This window comes from Actinomyces sp. SKVG-SVH-4(1), assembly GCF_048514265.1.
Lineage (GTDB): Bacteria > Actinomycetota > Actinomycetes > Actinomycetales > Actinomycetaceae > Actinomyces > Actinomyces oris.
In genome coordinates, this window is record NZ_JBGEVE010000001.1 from 290,590 (window position 1) to 308,608 (window position 18,019).

Annotated in this window: 20 protein-coding genes; 12 read left to right on the forward strand and 8 right to left on the reverse strand. The window is 68.2% G+C overall.

Features of this window, described 5'->3' with window-relative positions; translation table 11 throughout:
* Positions 1 to 21: 21 nt before the first annotated feature.
* From AB7V09_RS01135 to AB7V09_RS01155, 5 genes are all read right to left on the reverse strand, one after another.
* Positions 22 to 633, reverse strand: a complete 612-nt coding sequence (locus AB7V09_RS01135) for a response regulator transcription factor (protein ID WP_009747724.1) — start codon at positions 631 to 633, stop codon at positions 22 to 24.
* The gene (locus AB7V09_RS01140) at positions 630 to 1,724 is read right to left on the reverse strand and encodes a sensor histidine kinase (protein ID WP_419142776.1); all 1,095 of its coding nucleotides are present in this window, start codon (positions 1,722 to 1,724) and stop codon (positions 630 to 632) included. The genes AB7V09_RS01135 and AB7V09_RS01140 overlap by 4 nt, the downstream gene beginning before the upstream one ends.
* A 134-nt stretch (positions 1,725 to 1,858) precedes the next feature.
* On the reverse strand, positions 1,859 to 2,743 hold the full coding sequence (locus AB7V09_RS01145) for a hypothetical protein (protein WP_419142671.1): 885 nt from the start codon (positions 2,741 to 2,743) through the stop codon (positions 1,859 to 1,861).
* Between the two features lie 59 nt (positions 2,744 to 2,802).
* The gene (locus AB7V09_RS01150; protein WP_419142672.1) at positions 2,803 to 3,822 is read right to left on the reverse strand and encodes an ABC transporter ATP-binding protein; all 1,020 of its coding nucleotides are present in this window, start codon (positions 3,820 to 3,822) and stop codon (positions 2,803 to 2,805) included.
* Positions 3,823 to 3,928: 106 nt separating this feature from the next.
* The gene (locus AB7V09_RS01155; RefSeq protein ID WP_419142673.1) at positions 3,929 to 5,182 is read right to left on the reverse strand and encodes a hypothetical protein; all 1,254 of its coding nucleotides are present in this window, start codon (positions 5,180 to 5,182) and stop codon (positions 3,929 to 3,931) included.
* Between the two features lie 620 nt (positions 5,183 to 5,802).
* Here AB7V09_RS01155 and rpsP point away from each other — a divergent pair.
* The 12 genes from rpsP (at position 5,803) to AB7V09_RS01215 (ending at position 16,495) form a co-directional block, all read left to right on the forward strand.
* A complete protein-coding gene (rpsP, locus tag AB7V09_RS01160) occupies positions 5,803 to 6,285 on the forward strand; it encodes a 30S ribosomal protein S16 (protein WP_070512919.1) in 483 nt (160 codons plus the stop codon).
* Between the two features lies 1 nt (position 6,286).
* A complete protein-coding gene (locus AB7V09_RS01165; protein ID WP_003786440.1) occupies positions 6,287 to 6,523 on the forward strand; it encodes an RNA-binding protein in 237 nt (78 codons plus the stop codon).
* A 311-nt stretch (positions 6,524 to 6,834) separates the two neighbouring features.
* Positions 6,835 to 7,380: a ribosome maturation factor RimM gene (rimM, locus tag AB7V09_RS01170; protein ID WP_314158463.1), complete on the forward strand. Its 546-nt coding sequence runs from the start codon at positions 6,835 to 6,837 to the stop codon at positions 7,378 to 7,380.
* The gene (gene trmD / locus AB7V09_RS01175) at positions 7,377 to 8,795 is read left to right on the forward strand and encodes a tRNA (guanosine(37)-N1)-methyltransferase TrmD (RefSeq protein ID WP_419142674.1); all 1,419 of its coding nucleotides are present in this window, start codon (positions 7,377 to 7,379) and stop codon (positions 8,793 to 8,795) included. The genes rimM and trmD overlap by 4 nt, the downstream gene beginning before the upstream one ends.
* Complete coding sequence (lepB, locus tag AB7V09_RS01180; RefSeq protein WP_315032727.1) at positions 8,792 to 9,706, forward strand: signal peptidase I; 915 nt, start codon at positions 8,792 to 8,794, stop codon at positions 9,704 to 9,706. The genes trmD and lepB (AB7V09_RS01180) overlap by 4 nt, the downstream gene beginning before the upstream one ends.
* Before the next feature lie 243 nt (positions 9,707 to 9,949).
* Entirely contained in the window at positions 9,950 to 10,297 is a 348-nt protein-coding gene (rplS, locus tag AB7V09_RS01185; RefSeq protein WP_003786428.1) for a 50S ribosomal protein L19, read from the forward strand.
* A 111-nt stretch (positions 10,298 to 10,408) separates the two neighbouring features.
* On the forward strand, positions 10,409 to 11,629 hold the full coding sequence (lepB, locus tag AB7V09_RS01190; protein ID WP_419142675.1) for a signal peptidase I: 1,221 nt from the start codon (positions 10,409 to 10,411) through the stop codon (positions 11,627 to 11,629).
* On the forward strand, positions 11,626 to 12,348 hold the full coding sequence (locus AB7V09_RS01195; protein WP_419142676.1) for a ribonuclease HII: 723 nt from the start codon (positions 11,626 to 11,628) through the stop codon (positions 12,346 to 12,348). The genes lepB (AB7V09_RS01190) and AB7V09_RS01195 overlap by 4 nt, the downstream gene beginning before the upstream one ends.
* 108 nt (positions 12,349 to 12,456) lie before the next feature.
* Complete coding sequence (locus AB7V09_RS01200) at positions 12,457 to 12,765, forward strand: DUF2469 domain-containing protein (protein WP_003781502.1); 309 nt, start codon at positions 12,457 to 12,459, stop codon at positions 12,763 to 12,765.
* 162 nt (positions 12,766 to 12,927) lie between these two features.
* The gene (locus tag AB7V09_RS01205) at positions 12,928 to 13,488 is read left to right on the forward strand and encodes a YraN family protein (protein WP_419142677.1); all 561 of its coding nucleotides are present in this window, start codon (positions 12,928 to 12,930) and stop codon (positions 13,486 to 13,488) included.
* Entirely contained in the window at positions 13,479 to 15,050 is a 1,572-nt protein-coding gene (locus tag AB7V09_RS01210) for a YifB family Mg chelatase-like AAA ATPase (RefSeq protein ID WP_419142678.1), read from the forward strand. The genes AB7V09_RS01205 and AB7V09_RS01210 overlap by 10 nt, the downstream gene beginning before the upstream one ends.
* A complete protein-coding gene (locus AB7V09_RS01215) occupies positions 15,047 to 16,495 on the forward strand; it encodes a DNA-processing protein DprA (protein ID WP_419142679.1) in 1,449 nt (482 codons plus the stop codon). The genes AB7V09_RS01210 and AB7V09_RS01215 overlap by 4 nt, the downstream gene beginning before the upstream one ends.
* Before the next feature lie 43 nt (positions 16,496 to 16,538).
* Here the strand turns inward: AB7V09_RS01215 and AB7V09_RS01220 are convergent, their stop codons facing one another.
* From AB7V09_RS01220 to AB7V09_RS01230, 3 genes are all read right to left on the reverse strand, one after another.
* Positions 16,539 to 16,835, reverse strand: coding sequence for a WXG100 family type VII secretion target (locus tag AB7V09_RS01220; protein ID WP_009747753.1), 297 nt, complete (start codon positions 16,833 to 16,835; stop codon positions 16,539 to 16,541).
* Positions 16,836 to 16,927: 92 nt separating this feature from the next.
* Positions 16,928 to 17,380 (reverse strand): hypothetical protein, encoded by a 453-nt coding sequence (locus AB7V09_RS01225; protein WP_279012702.1) that lies wholly within the window; start codon positions 17,378 to 17,380, stop codon positions 16,928 to 16,930.
* A complete protein-coding gene (locus AB7V09_RS01230; RefSeq protein ID WP_419142680.1) occupies positions 17,377 to 18,012 on the reverse strand; it encodes a hypothetical protein in 636 nt (211 codons plus the stop codon). The genes AB7V09_RS01225 and AB7V09_RS01230 overlap by 4 nt, the downstream gene beginning before the upstream one ends.
* Positions 18,013 to 18,019: the final 7 nt, after the last annotated feature.

Below are 18,019 nucleotides of genomic sequence, written 5' to 3' on the forward strand. Positions count from 1 at the left end.
ACGGCTTGGAAGTGACTGGGCTCATAACCAGCCGTTGGTCTCGGCGGTGCGGGCCGCCTCGGTGCGGTTGCGGGCGTGGGTCTTGGCGATCGCCGAGGACAGGTAGTTGCGCACCGTGCCCTCGCCCAGGCGCAGCCGCGTGGCGATCTCTCGAGCGTCCGCACCCGTGGCCGCCGCCAGCAGAACCTCCTTCTCCCGCTCAGTGAGAGGGTTCGGCCCGAGCAGCACCGACTCCTGGGCGAGTTCGGGGTCGATGACCCGCAGACCCGCATGGACCTTGCGGATCGCCTCGGCCAGCGCCTCGGGCGGGGTGTCCTTGACGATGAAGCCCGCCGCCCCTGCCTCCATGCCCCGTGAGAGGTAGCCCGGGCGGCCGAATGTCGTCACGATGAGGCACCGGCACGGCAAACCCGAGCCGACGACCTCGGCGGTGGCCGCCAGCCCGTCGCGCCCCGGCATGTCGATATCCACCAGTGCCACATCCACGGCGTGCTCGCGCACCGCCTCCAGGACCTCGTCGCCCCGCCCCACTTGGGCCACGACCTCCAGATCGCTCTCGAGTCCCAGGAGCGTCGCCAGAGCACCGCGCACGAGGGCCTGGTCATCGGCGATGAGCACACGGATCGGGGTCACGGCAGCCTCACCTCCAGTCTGGTTCCGCCGGACGGCTCGTCAGCGGAGTCTGTCTCGACGTCGCCGGATAAGTCCGTGCGACGGGTGAGCGGACTGACGATGGTGAGGGAACCGCCCTCCTGCTCGAAACGGGAGCGCAGGCCCTCCAACCCGTTGCCGGGTTGGTCGCCGGCCAGGCCGACACCATCGTCGCTCACTCGCAGCATCCCCGGTGCCAGGTGCACGGTGACATTGGTGGCGCGTGCGTGCCGGACGATATTCGTGGTCGCCTCACGCAGGGCCCAAGCCATGAGGGCACGCTGACGCTCAGGAATGTCCTGGGCACTGCCGAGCATCTCCATATCGATCTGGGCGGCGCTCAGGGCGGTGCGCGTGGCCTCCACCTGGCTGGCCAGGTCCGGGGACCGTAGGCGCGTCACCGTGGAGCGCACGTCGGTCAGGGCTCCGCGGGCCAGGGTGATGACCTCGTCGAGCTCTCGGGAGGCGGCGGCTGGGTCGTGCTCGATGAGCCGGCGGGCGACCTCGGCCTTGAGAGTGAGCACCGTCAGGGAGTGCCCCAGGATGTCGTGGACATCGCGCCCGAGTGCCTCTCGCTGGGAGACGAGGGCGAGCTCGCGCTCGGCGGCCGTTCGACGCTCCTGAAGCTCCACCGCGATGCGGGCGATGACGATGGGAACCTCAGTGAGCGATATGCCCAGTACCTGCCAGTGCGAATCCGGATGCGTGTTCCATAACAGAGAGGCGGCAACCAGAAGACCCGTCGCCATGACAACGGTGGGGATGCCCCGGCGCAACGTCGTGGAGAACAGGATCAACGAGCAGAAGAAGGGGAAGAAGCAGACCGTCCACCATCCCAGTGCCGGCAGCGTCAGTACAGTGAAGAAGGTCTGGACCGCGAGCTCTCTGAGAAGGACGCGAGTCGGGAGGCCGATAGGAGGGACTCCGACGCTCGATGCACGGTTGTCCGGTGTCGAGAACGCCCAGACGTAGCCGGCGATAAACCCCAGCACCCCGGTGAGCCCCAGCAGACGCTGCCACCAGGCGAAGGAACCGAGGAAAAGTTGGATGATGGGAAGGGCCAGGAACAGCACCCATACTGTGGCGTCCCAGACGATATGACGACGATGAAGGCGCCAGGAGCGGGAACGGGACCGCCCTGACCCAGACGATGATGCCGTCAGGTCGGCTGAGTCACGCAGGGGCTGTGGCATGGTCATCTCCGGCCTCACCGGCGCCTGGTCGCCCGACGTCGGGCCCCGATCACCAGCAGCCCGAAGATGAGTGTCCACGCCACCAGGTTAGCCAACGGCATCCACAACGGGTCCTGAACGCCCCCTTGCCGATCCGGAACGTAGACCCACCCCTCGCCCAGCGGCCACCGGGCCAGCGCCGTTGCCCCGTACATCGGGGTGAAGCGGCTGATCGTCAGCAGCGTGTGGTTCAGGGGCATGAAGGTGTTGCCGATGAAGGCGAACAAGGAGACCAAGGAGGTCGCGATACCGATCGATGCCGAGGACGGCAGCCACATCCCGGCGGCCAGACCCCACAGGACGAAGGGCAGGACCCCGATCAGGCAGATGAGGGGACTGGCGGCCCAGGCCCAGCCCTCCATCTGCGAGTCCGTCAGTGCTCCAGCGGTGAGGACCACGGTGACCGGAAGAGCCGCTGTTCCCACCGCGGTTCCGGTCTTGACCACCAGGTAGCCGCGCAGGCCCTGACCGGTGACGGCCATCTGCCGGCCCCAGCCCGCCGACTGCTCGACAGCGGCCGCCGCCGAGGCGCTCGTGGCACCCAGACAGGCGCTGAAGGAGGCCATTGCGAGCATCACTGATGCCGAGACGTTGCCGTGGGCGTACGGGCCGTAGTTTCCGGCCGAGGCGTTCAACCGGCCGAAGACGAGGTACATCGCCACAGGGAAGGCGATGACGAAGAAGAGGTTGGCCGGCTCGCGCAGGCTCCGATAGAGGTCCAGCCAGAGGTAGGTCAGGACAGGGCGCGCGGGCCTGAGCCTTCCCGGACGAGGTGATCGGCCTGCGAGCTTGCCCGCGTCGGGATCGACAGGGGAGTTGGATGCTGAGGAATCAGAGGGTGTCTGGGACGTCGCGGTCATGATGTGGCCTCATTGCTGGTGGTGATGGCGGTCGGGGTGAAGGGTGTGGGCTCAGTCCTCTACGGGGCTGCCTCATCAGAGCCGTCGGAGGTCAGAGCGGTGAAGACCTCATTGAGGCTTGCGGCACCGATACCCAGGTGCTCGGCGGGGGTGGCAGTCAGCAGCCAGCGGGCAACGGCATCGGAGTCCGTCGTGCGCAGCTCCACGTGGTCACCGTGGACGACCGCGTGCCCGATGCTGCCGGCCGCGGGACAGTCGGCCAGGTGCTGTCCCAGTGACTCCTCGGAGAGCCCGGGCCAGGTGGCGGTGACCAGGGCTCCATCGCCCAGAGCCCGGATGTCGTCGACGCTGCCGTCGGCGACCAGGCGGCCGTGGGCAATGATGACGATGCGGTCGGCGAAGGAGGCCGCCTCCTCCAGGTAGTGGGTGGCGAACAGGACGGTGCGGCCGCGGCGGGTCTGGGTGCGCATCGTCTCCCAGAAGGCGATCCGGGCGCTGACGTCCATGCCGCCGGTGGGCTCGTCCATCACGAGGATGTCGGGGTCTGCCAGCAGAGCAAGGGCCAGGCGCAGGCGCTGACGCTCGCCTCCCGAGCAGCGGCTCACTCTGCGGGCGAGGATCGGCCCGAGATGGGCCTCGTCGACGACATCCTTGAGCCTGGGCGCGTGGCGAGCGCGGGAACGACGGCCGGGGCGCCCTGGCTGCATCGATGCCACGACCCGCAGGGTCTCCCCGACGGTGAAGTCGTCCAGGAGACCGCCGTCCTGGAAGATGACACCAACGCGACCTGCCTGGACCGCCCGGTCGGGAGAGGTCCCCAGAAGCTCGATCGTCCCGGCGTCGGGCTGGGTCAGCCCCAGGACCATGTCCAGGGTGGTGGACTTGCCCGCGCCATTGGGTCCCAGGAAGGCAACCACCTCTCCGGACCGGATGGTCAGGTCAAGGCCGTTGACGGCGACGAGGCTGCCGAAGACCTTGCGCAGGCCATGGGCGTCGATCGCGGGGGCTGGAGCCGTGCGCCCAACCTGAGGACAGGAACCCGGGAAGTAAGCGGTGGCGTCTGTGGTGGTTCGGATCATGGCCCCAGGCTCTCGCCGGTCCCCGGCTCCCGGTACTGAGCGCTGTCACCGCTGGCGCATGACACCTGTCATGCAGCAGCGGGCTGTGCGGAAGGCCGTCGTGTCCTCAGGACTGCGGTGCGTAGCCGACCAACGTGGAGCCGTCGATCGCGACAATGAAATCCTGGCGCCAGACGGGGATGACTGCGCCACGGGATGTGATGGGCAGAGGAGCCAACGGCGTCTTCGATGCCGTGTCGATCATGAACACCGCACCGATCTCACTGCTGGCGGAGCGGCCGCGTATGGTGAGCGTGCGCTTGTCGGTACTCAGTTTCCAGGAGCTCTGGAACTGCGCACGGGCCGGGGTGTTCCACGTGGCTACGTCGTCGGACAGCGTCAATGGGTTTCCATTGAGACTGCAGTGCGTGGCATCGGTGCAGGTGAGGTCGATATCGGCCCAGCTCGTGTCGCCCGACTCGTAAGCGGCCTTGAACTGTGACAGTGTGGGTTGTTGGCCATCCTTGATGAGGAGGGACGCTGCGGAGCCCTTAAGGGCGAAGGACTCCGCGGGTGCCCCATTCTTGGAGAAGGTGGATGCTGTCGAGCTGTCTGGATCGATAGTGACCCAGCCGTCGCTGGCGGAAAGCAGTTGAATGGGGTGCCCTTGACTGTTCTTTTCCGGTGAGAGGGTCACAAGGGAGCCGTCACTCGTCGAAAGAACTCCGATGCTGGAAGAGTCTTTGGGGGAGCTTTCAACGGACACCGCGATCGACTCTGATGATGGTGTTCCATCGGCATGGTGCCAGAGTGGGTGGACTGATGTGAAGTCGTAGGTCTGCTGCCAGCGCTGAGTCGGCTCTCCATTATTCCAGTCCCAACCCGTGCAGGTGCTGTTCGCGTCCGAGTATGAGGAACTGCATGAGACGGCTGTGTTATCATTGGCGACGAAGGTTAAAGACTGGAAAACCGTTGGGAGTTCAGTCGTCTTTCCTGTTGTTGGGTCAAGAACCTGGCCGTTCAGTAGCAGGTGCCCTCCCCACCAATGTCGGTAGCCGGTGGTGAACGTATATCCTAGTGACGTCGACCAGATCTTCTTGGGTGTATTGCCTTTAATGTGGAATCCTGTCAGATCTGCCTCATCGTCGTTCTTGTGGTGAATGACAACGATATAGTGCCCGCACGCGTAGGTGTCCCACGTGAAATTGTTCTCCCATTCCGGGAGACCGGTGTCAAGACTCCACGTCTTCTTCCATGAAGAGCCTTCCGTTTGATGTCCTTCCATCTCGCAGGAGGCAGGCGGAGGTGGTGGGGGAGAGGCGCTCGGTGCAACGTGTGACGTGGAGTTCACGGCCACCCGTCCCGCAATGACGAGTGCCATCACGCAGACGGTTCCAAGGATGACCGCGGGCCAAAGCCCCACAGTGAGGCGGGGTTTGATGGCCTGCGTGTCACCAGTCAGGGGCTGTGGGGTGCGCTGGGGGCGCTTCGGTCCGGTCGTGGCGCTCTCGTGGTCGGCGCCTGAGGGCAGTCCGTCCGTCGAGGGGGTGCTGGGAGGACGGATCGACGTCGGAGCGCTCTGTCCGGAACGGGGTGGTCGGATCGATGAGGTCTTGCCGGGTGGCTGGATGCTGCGACTGCTGAAGGAGGGAGGCCTCATGAACGAAGCATGCCCCGATTTCGTATGTAATGCCGGGTTTTGGACCGGTGCGGCCCGGATGGGCTTGAGTGTGTTGGCATCGCCACCCGGCCGAACCGTGAATTCCGTTCAGCGCTGTTCTCGGCGACAGTTGTGGGCGATCTCGCACCGAGTGGTGGGGCGGCGCCCCGGCTCGGGCTGGCGACCTCCTCGGAGGCTCTGGCAGAATGTCCGGCTGTACTCGGTCGGACGTCGGTCCCTCTCCCGGCCCCGGTCGCGTCTCGGCTCACGCCGGAAACCGTTGCTTGACCCCACCGGGGACCAGCGCGCGCCAAACCATCCAGAACCAGGAGTTCAACCAAGTGGCAGTCAAGATTCGCCTCAAGCGCATGGGCAAGAAGTTCGCCCCCTTCTACCGGGTCGTCGTCCTCGACTCCCGCAAGAAGCGCGATGGCCGTGTCATCGAGGAGATCGGCGTCTACGACCCGATGCAGGAGCCCTCGCTCATCAGCATCGACTCCGAGCGCGTCCAGTACTGGCTCGGCGTGGGCGCTCAGCCCTCCGACGCTGTCTACAAGCTGATCAAGATCACCGGCGACTATCACCAGTTCAAGGGCCTCAAGGGTGTCGAGAGCACCCTCAAGGTCAAGGACGCCGACGCCGCCGCGGTCGCCAAGGAGGCCGCGGTCAAGGCCGCCGCCGATGACGCTGAGAAGCGCAAGGCCGCCGCCGCCAAGGCCAAGGCTGATGAGGAGGCCGCTGCAGCGGCCGAGGCCGCCGAGTCCAAGGCCGAGGAGTCCGCTGAGGACCAGGCCTCCGATGAGGCCGCCGCCGAGGAGGCCTGAGATGCTGGCCGACGCCCTCGAGCACCTTGTACGGGGCATCGTCGACAACCCTGACGACGTCACCGTCACCTCCCGGTCGCTGCGCCGTGGCGACCTGCTGGAGGTGCGGGTCAACCCCGAGGACCTCGGCCGAGTCATCGGCCGCTCGGGCCGTACTGCTCGAGCACTGCGCACAGTGGTCGGAGCGCTGGCGGACTCGCCGGTGCGCGTCGACGTCGTCGACACTGACCGCCGCTGAGCGCAGGGCCTTCAGGTCGGTGCAGTAGGCCGTCTCGGCCTCGGCCGGTCTGATCGATCAACGCCGGTGCCCGGTCCCCGCCCAAGGGGGCCGGGCGTCGTCGTCCTTCGGGGCGGGCGCTCCTGCGCCGCCGGTGGCGACGACCGTGGCCAACAGGAGAATGGTCCGCATCGAGTTGGCCAACCTCACTCCGGCGTTTCGCCACCTCATCCCCGCGGCCGATGGGAACGCAGACCACGGCGCGGTAGGTTGGCCGCAGACATCCAGACCTTCCGGACAAACCGTTCCATGCCCCGATCCCAGGAGAACAGGTGCTGCTCACCCTTGCTGTCGTCGGTCCCGCCCATGCCCTCAAGGGCGAGGTGCGTCTCGAGATCCGTACCGATGACCCCGAGGGCCGTCTCGCACCTGGAACCACCGTCCCCACGGAGCCGGCCCACGCGGGCCCGCTGACGGTCAGCCGTCTGCGTTTCGACGGTACGCGCTGGTTCGCCGCCTTCGAGCAGGCGCGCGACCGCACGGCTGCCGAGGCCCTGCGAGGAGTGAGGCTCCTGGTCGAGACCGACGACGACCAGGGCGGTGAGGGCCCTGAGGACTCCGAGGAGGCCTGGTACCGCCACGAGCTCGTCGGTCTACGAGCGTTGAGCGTCTCCGGTGAGGAGCTGGGAGAGGTCACCGACTTGGAGCCCGGCGTCGCCCAGGACCGGCTCGTGGTCACCACCCCTGAGGGGGACGATGTGGCCGTGCCCTTCGTTGAGGCTCTCGTACCGGCCATCGATTCCGAGGCCGGCACCGTGACGCTGGCCCCGCCCGGTGGCCTGTTCCCCGGACGCGGCCAGGCGGAGGAGGCCAGGTGAGGATCGACGTCGTCACCATCTTCCCCGACTACCTCAAGGTCCTCGACCTCTCCCTCATCGGGAAGGCGGCCGACCACGGCCCCCTCGACCTGCACGTCCACGATCTGCGCGACCACGCCCACGACCGGCACCGCACCGTTGACGACACGCCCCTGGGCGGTGGGGCTGGCATGGTCATGAAGCCCGACGTGTGGGGCGAGGCTCTCGATGAGGTGCTCGCCGTGGACACCCCCGGTGCGCCCCGTCAGGTCCTCATCGTCCCCACCCCCGCCGGGGAGGTCTTCACCCAGCGCACCGCCGAGGACCTGGCCGGAGCCGAACGCCTGGTCTTCGCCTGCGGCCGCTACGAGGGCATCGACGCGCGCGTGCCCGAGCACTACGCCTCCCGCGGCATCGAGGTGCGCGAGCTGAGCATCGGCGACTACGTGCTCAACGGGGGAGAGGTCGCCACTATTGTCATGATCGAGGCCATCGCCCGGCTTCTGCCCGGGGTCCTGGGCAACCCCGAGTCCCTGGTCGAGGAGTCCCACGGAGTCGCGGGCCTGCTGGAGTACCCCGTCCACACCCGCCCCACCCGGTGGCGAGGCCTGGAGGTCGACCCCGTCCTGCTCTCCGGCGACCACGGCCGTATCGCTCGAGCCAGACGGGACCAGGCCCTCACCCGCACCGTTGAGCGCCGACCTGACATGATCCGGGCCCTGGACCCCGCCGGCCTGGATCGTGAGGACCGCGCGCTCCTGGCTCGCCTGGGATGGGCAGTCCCGGCCGGGGCGGACCACCCGGTTCCGGTGCGCCTTCGCAACGCCACCGCCGACGACGCCCACGCCCTGGCCGAGCTCGCGGCGCGCACCTTTCCCGATGCCTGCGGCAACGTCATCGACCCCGAGTTCCTCGAGCGCCACATCGCCACGAACCTGGTTCCCGAGCTGTTCGCCACCTGGGCCGACGACGACCGCGTCGACCTCATTCTCGCCGAGCTGCTGGAGCCCCCGTCAGTGCGGGACGGCGGCCTCGAGGGGAGGGCGAGCACGAGCACCGCTCCGGCCCTGGTCGGCTACGCCGCGGTGCTGCGCGAGGAGGCCGACTCCGACGGGGAACAGCCCCACGGGATCGACCCCCGTCCCGCCTGCGTGCGGCCCGCCGGGGGAGAGGTCGTCGGCGAGCTGTCCAAGGTGTACGTCGACGCCGCCATGAGGGGATCCGGGTTGACCCCCGCGCTCATGGACGCCGTGACGCGCCAGGCCGGCGCCCACGGAACAGACCTGCTCTGGCTCGGCACCCACGTCACCAACAAACGCGCCCAGAAGGCCTACAAGCGGGCCGGCTTCCGCCAGGTCGGCACCCGCACCTACAACGTCGGTGGCCAGGACGCCCACGACGTCGTCATGACCCGGCGGACAGGAGAAGGCCTATGAGCAGCGCACCCGACCAGAGCCCTCAGGGCAGGATCCATGATGAGGCGGATGAGGACGTGACCTCGGGCAGGCACCTGCGGACCGACCATGACCGCCGGAACAACCACCGTCACAAGGACCGCGCCGGCGAGGACAAGGCCGGGGCCAGCGAGGCCGCTGAGCCGGCCTCGCTGGGTGAGCGGATCGTCTTCCGCCTCAAGCAGTGGGGCATTACCCTGTCCTACCTGGTCGTCGCCGTGGCGATCATCGCCCTCATCCGCACCTTCATCATCCAGAGCTTCACCATCCCGTCGGGCTCGATGGAGAACACCCTCAACGAGGGCGACCGCGTCACCGTGACGATGTACGACTCCGACAAGGTCCACCGGGGTGACGTCGTCGTCTTCACGGACCCTGACCACTGGCTGACGACCCAGGAGCCCACTGGCCTGCAGGGCGCCGCGCAGGACTTCCTCGTCGCGATCCGTATCTTCCCCCAGAACGCCGGCCACCACCTCATCAAGCGGGTCATCGGGATGCCCGGTGACCACGTCGTGGCCGACGGGAAGGGCTCCTTGACCGTCAACGGCGTCGAGCTCCATGAGGGCTACCTCAAGCCCGGCCGGTCGGCCTCCGAGGTCGCCTTCGACGTCACCGTCCCCGAGGGCTACATCTGGGTCATGGGCGACAACCGCTCCAACTCCTCGGACTCCCGCTACCACCAGAACGATGTCCACCGTGGCTTCGTGCCCCTGAGTAACGTCGTCGGCGTGGCCAAGAACGTCGTGTGGCCCTACTCCCACTGGTCCAGCCTCACCTCCGGGCAGGAGGTCTTCTCCCAGGTTCCCAAGCCGACCTCCACCCCCACGGCGCTCCCTGCCGGACCGGCCGCGCCCAACCCGGCGAGCACGCTGGCGGGCTCCGGGGACTGATCGCCCCGAATGCGTGCCGGGGCGTGAGAAAGGCGTGAACTCAGGCACGTCGAGGCTGACGCACTCGTCCGTGGACTGAGGCTGTGGCAAACTGAGCGGGCACTTGGGTCCTGCGGCTCCTCTGCCACTGGGGAGGCGGCCGCCGTGAAGGAGCCCAGGAGCGTCCACCTCCGGCGCTGCCCCGCACGGCGCGGCGCCGCCGAACCAGCACTCCTGACCAGTGGCACGGGTGTGGAGAGAAACATGAACCTGATCGACGAGATCAACGCCGCATCACTGCGTGACGACATCCCCTCCTTCCGTCCTGGGGACACCCTCAAGGTCCACGTCAAGGTCGTTGAGGGATCGCGTACCCGCGTCCAGGTCTTCCAGGGCGTCGTCATCGCGCGCCAGGGCGGCGGCGTCTCGGAGACCTTCACCATCCGCAAGGTCTCCTTCGGCGTCGGTGTTGAGCGCACCTTCCCCGTCCACACGCCCTCCATCGAGAAGATCGAGGTCGTCACCCGGGGCCAGGTCCGCCGCGCCAAGCTCTACTACCTGCGCAACCTGCGCGGTAAGGCCGCCAAGATCAAGGAGCGTCGCGAGGACTGAGCGCCTGCACTCTCCAGGCGGCGCCCGGAGCCCACGGGTTCCGGGCGCTCGCCATCTCCCACCGCCGTGCAGCGGTGGACCCATGTCCATCAATTCCGGGGAAGGAGCACGGTGAGTCCGGTGCAGGATGGGGCCGACGACGTCGGGCTGGACCTGAAGCAGGCCGATCCCTCTCAGATCGGCCGGACCTCCAGGTCCGCGATCACACCGGCTTGCAGCTCTCCGTCAGCGGACTCCCCCCAGGAGAGCCGCACGGCTCCTGAGGCCGCCGAGGAACCTCCCAGTGCGGCCCCGGTCGACGACAGCGAGCAGTGGGACTACGACCCGTTCATCGACCCCGACGCCGAGCCCGAGCCCAATGACGAGCCCACCGAGCTGCCCCCTTCCATCCCGCCCCGCCGGCAGGTGGCCCCCGCCATCCCCCCGCCGCAGACCAGCCCCCTGTACCAACGGGTCATCAGACTGGTGCTCGTCGTGGTCGTCGTCATCATGGTGCCGGCTCTTCTCCGGTCCTACGTCGTCCAGATCTACGAGATCCCCTCGGGCTCCATGGAACGTACCCTGCGTGACGGGGACAAGGTCGCCGTGCCCATGTACGGCTCCGACGACGTCGAGCGGGGTGACGTCATCGTCTTCTCCGATCCCGACGACTGGCTTCACGTCAAGGAACCGACGGGACTGCGCGGCGCCACCCAGAGGCTCATGGTCTCAGTGAACCTTCTGCCGGAGAACACCGGCCATCACCTCGTCAAACGGGTCGTCGGTGTCGGCGGCGACCATGTGGTCGCCGACGGGAAGGGGACACTGAGCGTCAACGGTGTCGCGATCAAGGAACCCTACGTCAAGGACGGTCAGTCCCCGTCCCTGACCTCCTTCGATGTCACCGTCCCCCAAGGCTACGTGTGGGTCATGGGGGACAACCGCTCCAACTCGGCCGACTCCCGCTACCACCGTGACGACGCCCATGGCGGCTTCGTGCCGCTCAAGAACGTCGTCGGGGTGGCCAAGGTGGTCTTCCAGTGGACGCACCTGAGCCGGTGGGGGCTGCTGTGGGGAGGGGAGCGCGCCTTCTCAGACGTCCCGGCGCAGGAGGCGACGCCGCCGGCACCTCCCTCGTCTCCCGCTGCCCCCACGGGTGACGGGGAGACGGGTTCCGAGGAGGAGCCCCCCTCCCCGGCCCCCGAGGGCAGGGACTCCGATGACGTTGGCACTGGTGGCGAGGGGGCCGGTGTTGATGACGGGCCGCAGACCGGACCCGGCGGGCCGGCTGACAGCCCGGACGTCTCGGCACACTCCTCCGGCCAGGAGCAGGCTGCGGGGAGAACGAGGTGAGTCCTCGAGGACCCACCCGCCCCGACCGGTCCCTGGAGAAGGCCCTGCTGGAGACCTACGACTACGTCGGCGGTCTGGACGAGGTCGGTCGCGGGGCCCTGGCCGGACCGGTCAGTGTCGGGTTGGCGATCGTGGCGCGGCGCACCGACGATGACTTCCCCGAGGGACTCGCCGACTCCAAGCAGCTGACGGCCCGGGCCCGCACCGGCCTGATCGAGCCCGTGCGCGGCTGGCTCGTGGACCACGCCGTCGCCCACGCCTCACCGGCAGAGATCGATGAGCACGGCATCATCGGGGCCCTTCGGGTGGCGGGTCTGCGGGCCCTGCAGCAGGTCGCTGATCGCCGTCACGCCCCCGGCGTCATCATCCTCGACGGCGTGGCCGACTGGCTCACCGCCCCCCAACCCGACCTGCTCACCACCCTGGAGAGCACTCATGCCCCAAAGGACAGTCCCGAGCCGGCTGAGGTTCTCTCCACCCCGCCGGTGCGCATGGAGGTCAAGGCCGACGCCCGGTGCGCCGTCGTCGCCGCGGCCAGTGTCCTGGCCAAGGTCGAACGCGACCGCCTCATGGCCGATCTCGATGACCCCGGCTACGGCTGGGCCTCCAACAAGGGCTATGCCTCACCGGCCCACATCCGGGGACTCGCCACCCTGGGGGCCAGTGACCAGCATCGACACAGCTGGCACCTGCCCGGCCTGGACAAGTGCCACCGCTGACGGCGCCGCCTGACGCGGGTGTGCGGCCCCGGGGGCGAGGTGCGGGCAGGGCCGACTCGCCCCCGCTGCCTGCCGCCTCCAGCGGCTGAGGCCAGGCATGATGGCCCGGTGAGCGCAGAAGACCTCGAGTCCTATGAGAACGAGCTGGAGCTCTCGCTGTACCGGGAGTACCGCGACGTCGCCTCCCTGTTCTCCTACGTGGTGGAGACTGAACGGCGGTTCTACCTGGCCAACGCCGTTGACGTCCAGGTACGCACCAGCGGCGGGGAGGTCTTCTTCGAGCTGACCCTCGAGGACGCCTGGGTGTGGGACATCTACCGGGCCTCCCGGTTCGTCAAGTCCGTTCACGTCGTCACCTTCAAGGACGTCAACGTCGAGGAGCTCACCAAGCTCGAGATGGACATCCCCTCCTCCTAGCGTCCTTCCCACGCCGCGCCACCTCAGAAAGCTCCGTTCGGCTGTCCCTCCCCGCTCGCCGGGGGCCACAGCTCGTCTTCTGACAGCGCCTTCCACAGAGCCGATCGGGCCATGACGCGCACCGGCTGATCCGGCCTCACGCTAGTGGCGGAGGTGATCGGGATGACCGACCAGGTCGTAGCAGCCACAAGGGGACGAACGGTGATCGCAGCCAGGTGCGGCGATCACGCGCTCACGCCGCCGTTCCAGGGCCCGGGAGGCGCAGGAGCTGCCCGCGCAGGGACGTCCCGCCAGAGCACCGGACGGCGTGGAGAGGATCTTGCCGCCACCTACCTGGAGGACATCGGCTGGCAGGTCCTGGAGCGCAACTGGCGTCCGGACCACGGCCTGCGCGGAGAGCTCGACATCATCGCCCTGGAACCCGGTCACGCGCACCGCGAGCCGGGCAGTGAGTCCGTCACCGACCCAGCTCAGGGGCGGGCAGGAGCAAGGCTCGTCATCGTCGAGGTCAAGACCCGCAGCTCCCTGCGCCAGGGGCCGCCGGCCGCCGCCGTCGACGCCCGCAAGGTCGCCCGACTGCGGGCCCTGGCTGCCGCCTGGGCGAGTACCCACGAGACCCCGCCGCACGCCGGCATGCGCCTGGACGTCGTCTCCATCCTTCTGCGCGACGCGCGTCCTGCGCTGCTGCGCCACCACCGGGCGGTGGATGCGTCATGGGGCTAGCTCGTACACTCGCTGTCACGCTGACCGGGCTGGCCGGACACATCGTTGAGGTCGAGGCTCATGCCGCCCAGGGCCTGCCCGGATTCACCCTCGTGGGCCTGCCCGACGCCGCCGTGCGTGAGTCGCGTGAGCGCGTCCGGGCCGCGTTGAGCACCTGCGGCGTCACCTGGGGCGAGCAGCGCCTGACCGTCAACCTCTCCCCAGCGGATCTGCGCAAGACCGGGACCGGGCTGGACCTGGCGCTCGCCCTGGCCGTCCTGGGGGCCCGCGGTCGGCTCGGACGGAGCACGGCCGGGCTCCTGGGACGGACCGTCTACATCGGCGAGCTCGGGCTGGACGGCTCCGTGCACTCGGTGCGCGGTGTCCTGCCCAGCGTCCAGGCCGCGGTGGCCGCTGGGGTCGAGGAGATCGTCGTCGCCCACGAGGCCGCCGCCGAGGCCGAGCTCGTCCCCGGCGCCCGCGTCACCGCCGTCAGGCACGTTGGCCAGCTCGTCGAGCGTTATGGAGGGCGCCTGAGCGCGGCCGTGGCCGCCGCGCTGGAGCAGGTCACCGAGGCCGCCACAGACGATGCCCCCACGACCCCGCCGCAGGATGCCGAGCAGCCGGACCTGGCCGACGTCGTCGGGCAGTCCGAGGCCCGCCAGGCCCTGGAGGTCGCCGCCGCCGGGGGACATCACCTCATCATGGTGGGGCCCCCGGGTACGGGCAAGACCATGCTCGCTGAGAGGCTCCCCTCCATCCTGCCGCCCCTGGAGCAGGCCGACGCCGTCACCGTCACCTCTCTGCACTCCGTGGCCGGCATCTTCGATCCCGCCCGCGGACTCATCACCCGGCCGCCGTTGCGCGCGCCGCACCACACGGCGACCCGGGCCGCCGTCGTCGGGGGAGGCTCGGGCCTGCCCCGCCCCGGGGATGTCTCCCTGGCTCACCGCGGGGTGCTCTTCCTCGATGAGGCCCCCGAGTTCAGTGCCGGCGTTCTGGACTGCCTGCGCCAGCCGCTGGAGTCGGGAGCGGTTACCATCGACCGGGTGGGTGGACGTGCCAGCTACCCGGCCGCCTTCCAGCTCGTCCTGGCCGCCAACCCCTGCCCCTGCGGCAAGGCCGGCGGCCGCGGCCTGGAGTGCACCTGCACCTCCCTGCAGCGGCGGCGCTATTTCTCACGACTGTCCGGTCCACTGCTGGACCGGGTCGACATCCAGGTCGAGGTCGGTGCCGTCAGCGCCGCCGACCTCGCTTCCGCCGGACACGGAGAGTCCAGCGCCGAGGTGGCGCAGCGCGTCCTGCGCGCCCGCCGGGCCGCGGAGCGCAGACTGGCCGGTACCCCGTGGCGCCTCAATGCGGAGGTCCCCGGCTCCTACCTCAGAGGACCCGACGGCGGACTCAGCGCTCCGCTCAGCCACCGGCTCATGACCGCCCTCGAACGCGGCGACCTCTCCCTGCGCGGGGTGGACCGGGTCCTCAGACTGGCCTGGACCCTCGCCGACCTCGAGGAGCTCGACACCCTCTCCCTCGCCCACATCGGGACCGCCCTGGCCCTGAGAACCTCAGGAGTGCGGCCATGACGCCCATAACACCCATGACGCCCATGACACTGCCCTACGACATCGACGATCCGGCGTTGGCACGCGCGACCTGGTCCCGCCTGGCTGAGCCCGACAACGCCACCGCAGCCATGGTGGTGGGCCGGCTCGGGCCGAGTCCCGCCCTGAGGTGGCTTTTGGAGGAGGCCATCGACCCCTCCGGACAGGTGCGCGGCTCCCCGCGGCCACCGGTGCCGCAGCCGCCCCCGGGGATGTCCGGCTCCGCCGATATCAGCGCCTGCTGGGCCCAGGTCGCCGCCCGGTGGGCGCCGCGCCTGGAGGGTCTCGATATCCGCCGTGAGCTCGATGTGCTTGACCGCCTGGGTGGCAGCCTCATCCTCCCGGGGGAGCCCTGGTGGCCGCCGGGACTCGACCAGCTTGAGCACCCGCCTTTCTGCCTGTGGGTGCGCGGCGACCCCTCGCTGCTGGTCAACGCCGGGGACCTGAGGGACAAGGGCCTTGAGGGAGGCGAGCCCGGGGCCGTCGGAGACGACGAGGCTCCACGTGTCGCGGGTGCTGGTCAACCTGTACGTGAGCAGCGGATGCCGGTGGGACCGGCCAGCGGACTGTGCCTGGCACTGGTGGGGGCCCGGGCCTCTACCCGGTACGGGGAAACGGTCGCCACCTCCCTGGCCGCGGGGGTGACGGCCAAGGGCGGCCTCATCGTCTCCGGGGGAGCCTTCGGCATCGATGCCTGCGCTCACCGTGGGGCACTGGGCGAGGGACCAACGGTGTCAATCTCAGCCGGGGGAGTGGACCGCCTCTACCCGGTGGGAAACACCGGGGTGCTGGAGGCAGTCATCGCCTCCGGGGCCCTGGTGGCGGAGGTACCGCCGGGCTGTCAGCCCGGCCGCCACCGGTTCGTCTCACGCAACCGCGTCATCGCGGCGATCTCGCAGGCGACGATCGTGGTGGAGGCGGCCTGGAGATCGGGCGCCCTGTCCACTGCCCACCGCGCCCTCGAGCTGGGCAGGCAGCTGGGAGCCGTTCCCGGCCCCGTGACCTCCATGTCTTCAGTCGGATGCCACCGGCTCCTGCGCAAAGGGGCGGTGTGCATCACCGATACCGACGATGCCCTGGAGCTGCTGACGCCCCTGGGCACCGTCGACGCGGACGCCGCCAAGGAGCAGGACCCCGAGTTGAGAGGCAGTGGGCTCCTCGACGGCCTGGACTCGGCCGCCTCGCTGGTCCTGGACGCCATGCCGGCCCGGGCCGCGGCGAGTACCGAGTCCATCGTCCGCTCCGCCGGGCTGTCCCCGAAGGAGACCACGTCGGCACTGGGGATCCTGGAGCTCTCAGGGAAGGTGGAGCGCACCGCCTCCGGCTGGAGGCGACGCACCCGGCCCCAGCCACGTGACTGGACCGGGGCTCCTGTCGTGGCTGAGACCGGAGCACAACGACCGAGGCGCCTTGGGGGACCCGCATGATGTCGCGAGCGCACCCAAGGCGCCTCGTTGAGTCGGTGTACGGTCAGGCACGCAGCTGGGAGGCCAACGAGGTGTCGGTCTCCTCCAGGGTCGAGACGACCTGGTTGAGGTTGTTGGAGATGCTGGTCAGGGAATCGATGGTCTTGGTGGCGCTCGTGGTGAACTCCTGATAGCTCGTCTGGAAGGCGCCGGAGGCGGCGTCGGTCACGAAGCCCGAGGAGACCAGGTTGTCCACCTGCATCTTGGCCTGCTGGAGCTGCTGCTGGATGTTGTCGCGGGTGGTGATCAGGGCGTTGGCCTGCGAGCGCATGTCCTCGTAGGAAGCGGAGATGTTGGCCATGGAAGTAGTCCTTTCATGTGGTGTTGCTGTTGAACGTAAGTATTGCGGTCATCAGGATCTGCGGCGATGGGGCTCAACCCCCATCGGCCCGCTCACGATTCAATCTGGAGCGAGTCAAGCATGGTCTCGAGCGGGGTGATCACCTCCGTTAGAATGCCTGGGTCGGGTCCCAGCCAGGTGGCTGCGACGACATCGATGCTGCCGCGGCGCAGCGCGTGGTAGCACACAAACTCGATAGGGGTGCTTCGCTCGTTCAATGGTTCGAGAGTCGGCCCCAGAGAGCGGTAGGCCGTGGTTCCGCCAGGTAGCAGCACCGTGTCCCACACATGGGGACCAGGTGCCTCTTCTGGCGCCGTGATGAGGGTAGGGAGGCTCTCAGACTCCTCTCCCTCAGCGGGGAAGGCGATGAGGTCGACGATGCCGATGATGTCCCCGTCTGCGTTGTTCAGACCCAGCCGGGCAAAGGGCTGAACTGTCCCTTCTGGCTGGTCGGCACGAGGGACCTCGGTCCATTGTGGAGACTCGGGAAGAGAGTATGAGTTCATGAGAACCTCACTGACTCGACGACCGCATCACATACATCCCGAAGTGACCCTGCCAACGCTTGTCCGTCGGCGTCGTCGTGAGTGGTGATGTTTCCAACCATGGTGAACCAGCTGTCAGGAATATCTGGATGGCCGAGGTAGTAGGTCAGTCGTTCCGAGCGCACAGCGGAACCCGGGGTGAGCGTTGACAGATCGAGACCCAGGTCTCCTCTGGCCGTAACCAAGGCCGTGTTGATGGAATCGGTGCAATCCTTCGCGACTCGTGTACGCATGATGAGCAGATCTCCGCCCTCTAATGCTTGTGCGCCTGGTGTCGAAGCCGCGATGGCGAGAAGAGTGTCCATTGGATCCTCGCCTTCCTGGTAAGGAAATGGGAGGGCTGCAAGGAAAGTACCGGTGCGGATGCCTGCAACTGCATCGACCTCCATGAGCAGCAAGAATGCCTCAAGGTCGGCCAGCGATATGAGATGGCTCGCCAATGCCTCTGCAATTTTCCCGCGTATGTGATGTAGTGTCTCGCTGTTGCCTGCAGAAATCATTTCCTCTGCTAGTTCGGTAGCCTGAGCGGATAGGTCTCCGCTGAGGTGGACTGTTCTCCATTCTGGGGGAATGATGTAGTTGAAGGGTCTCACGATATTT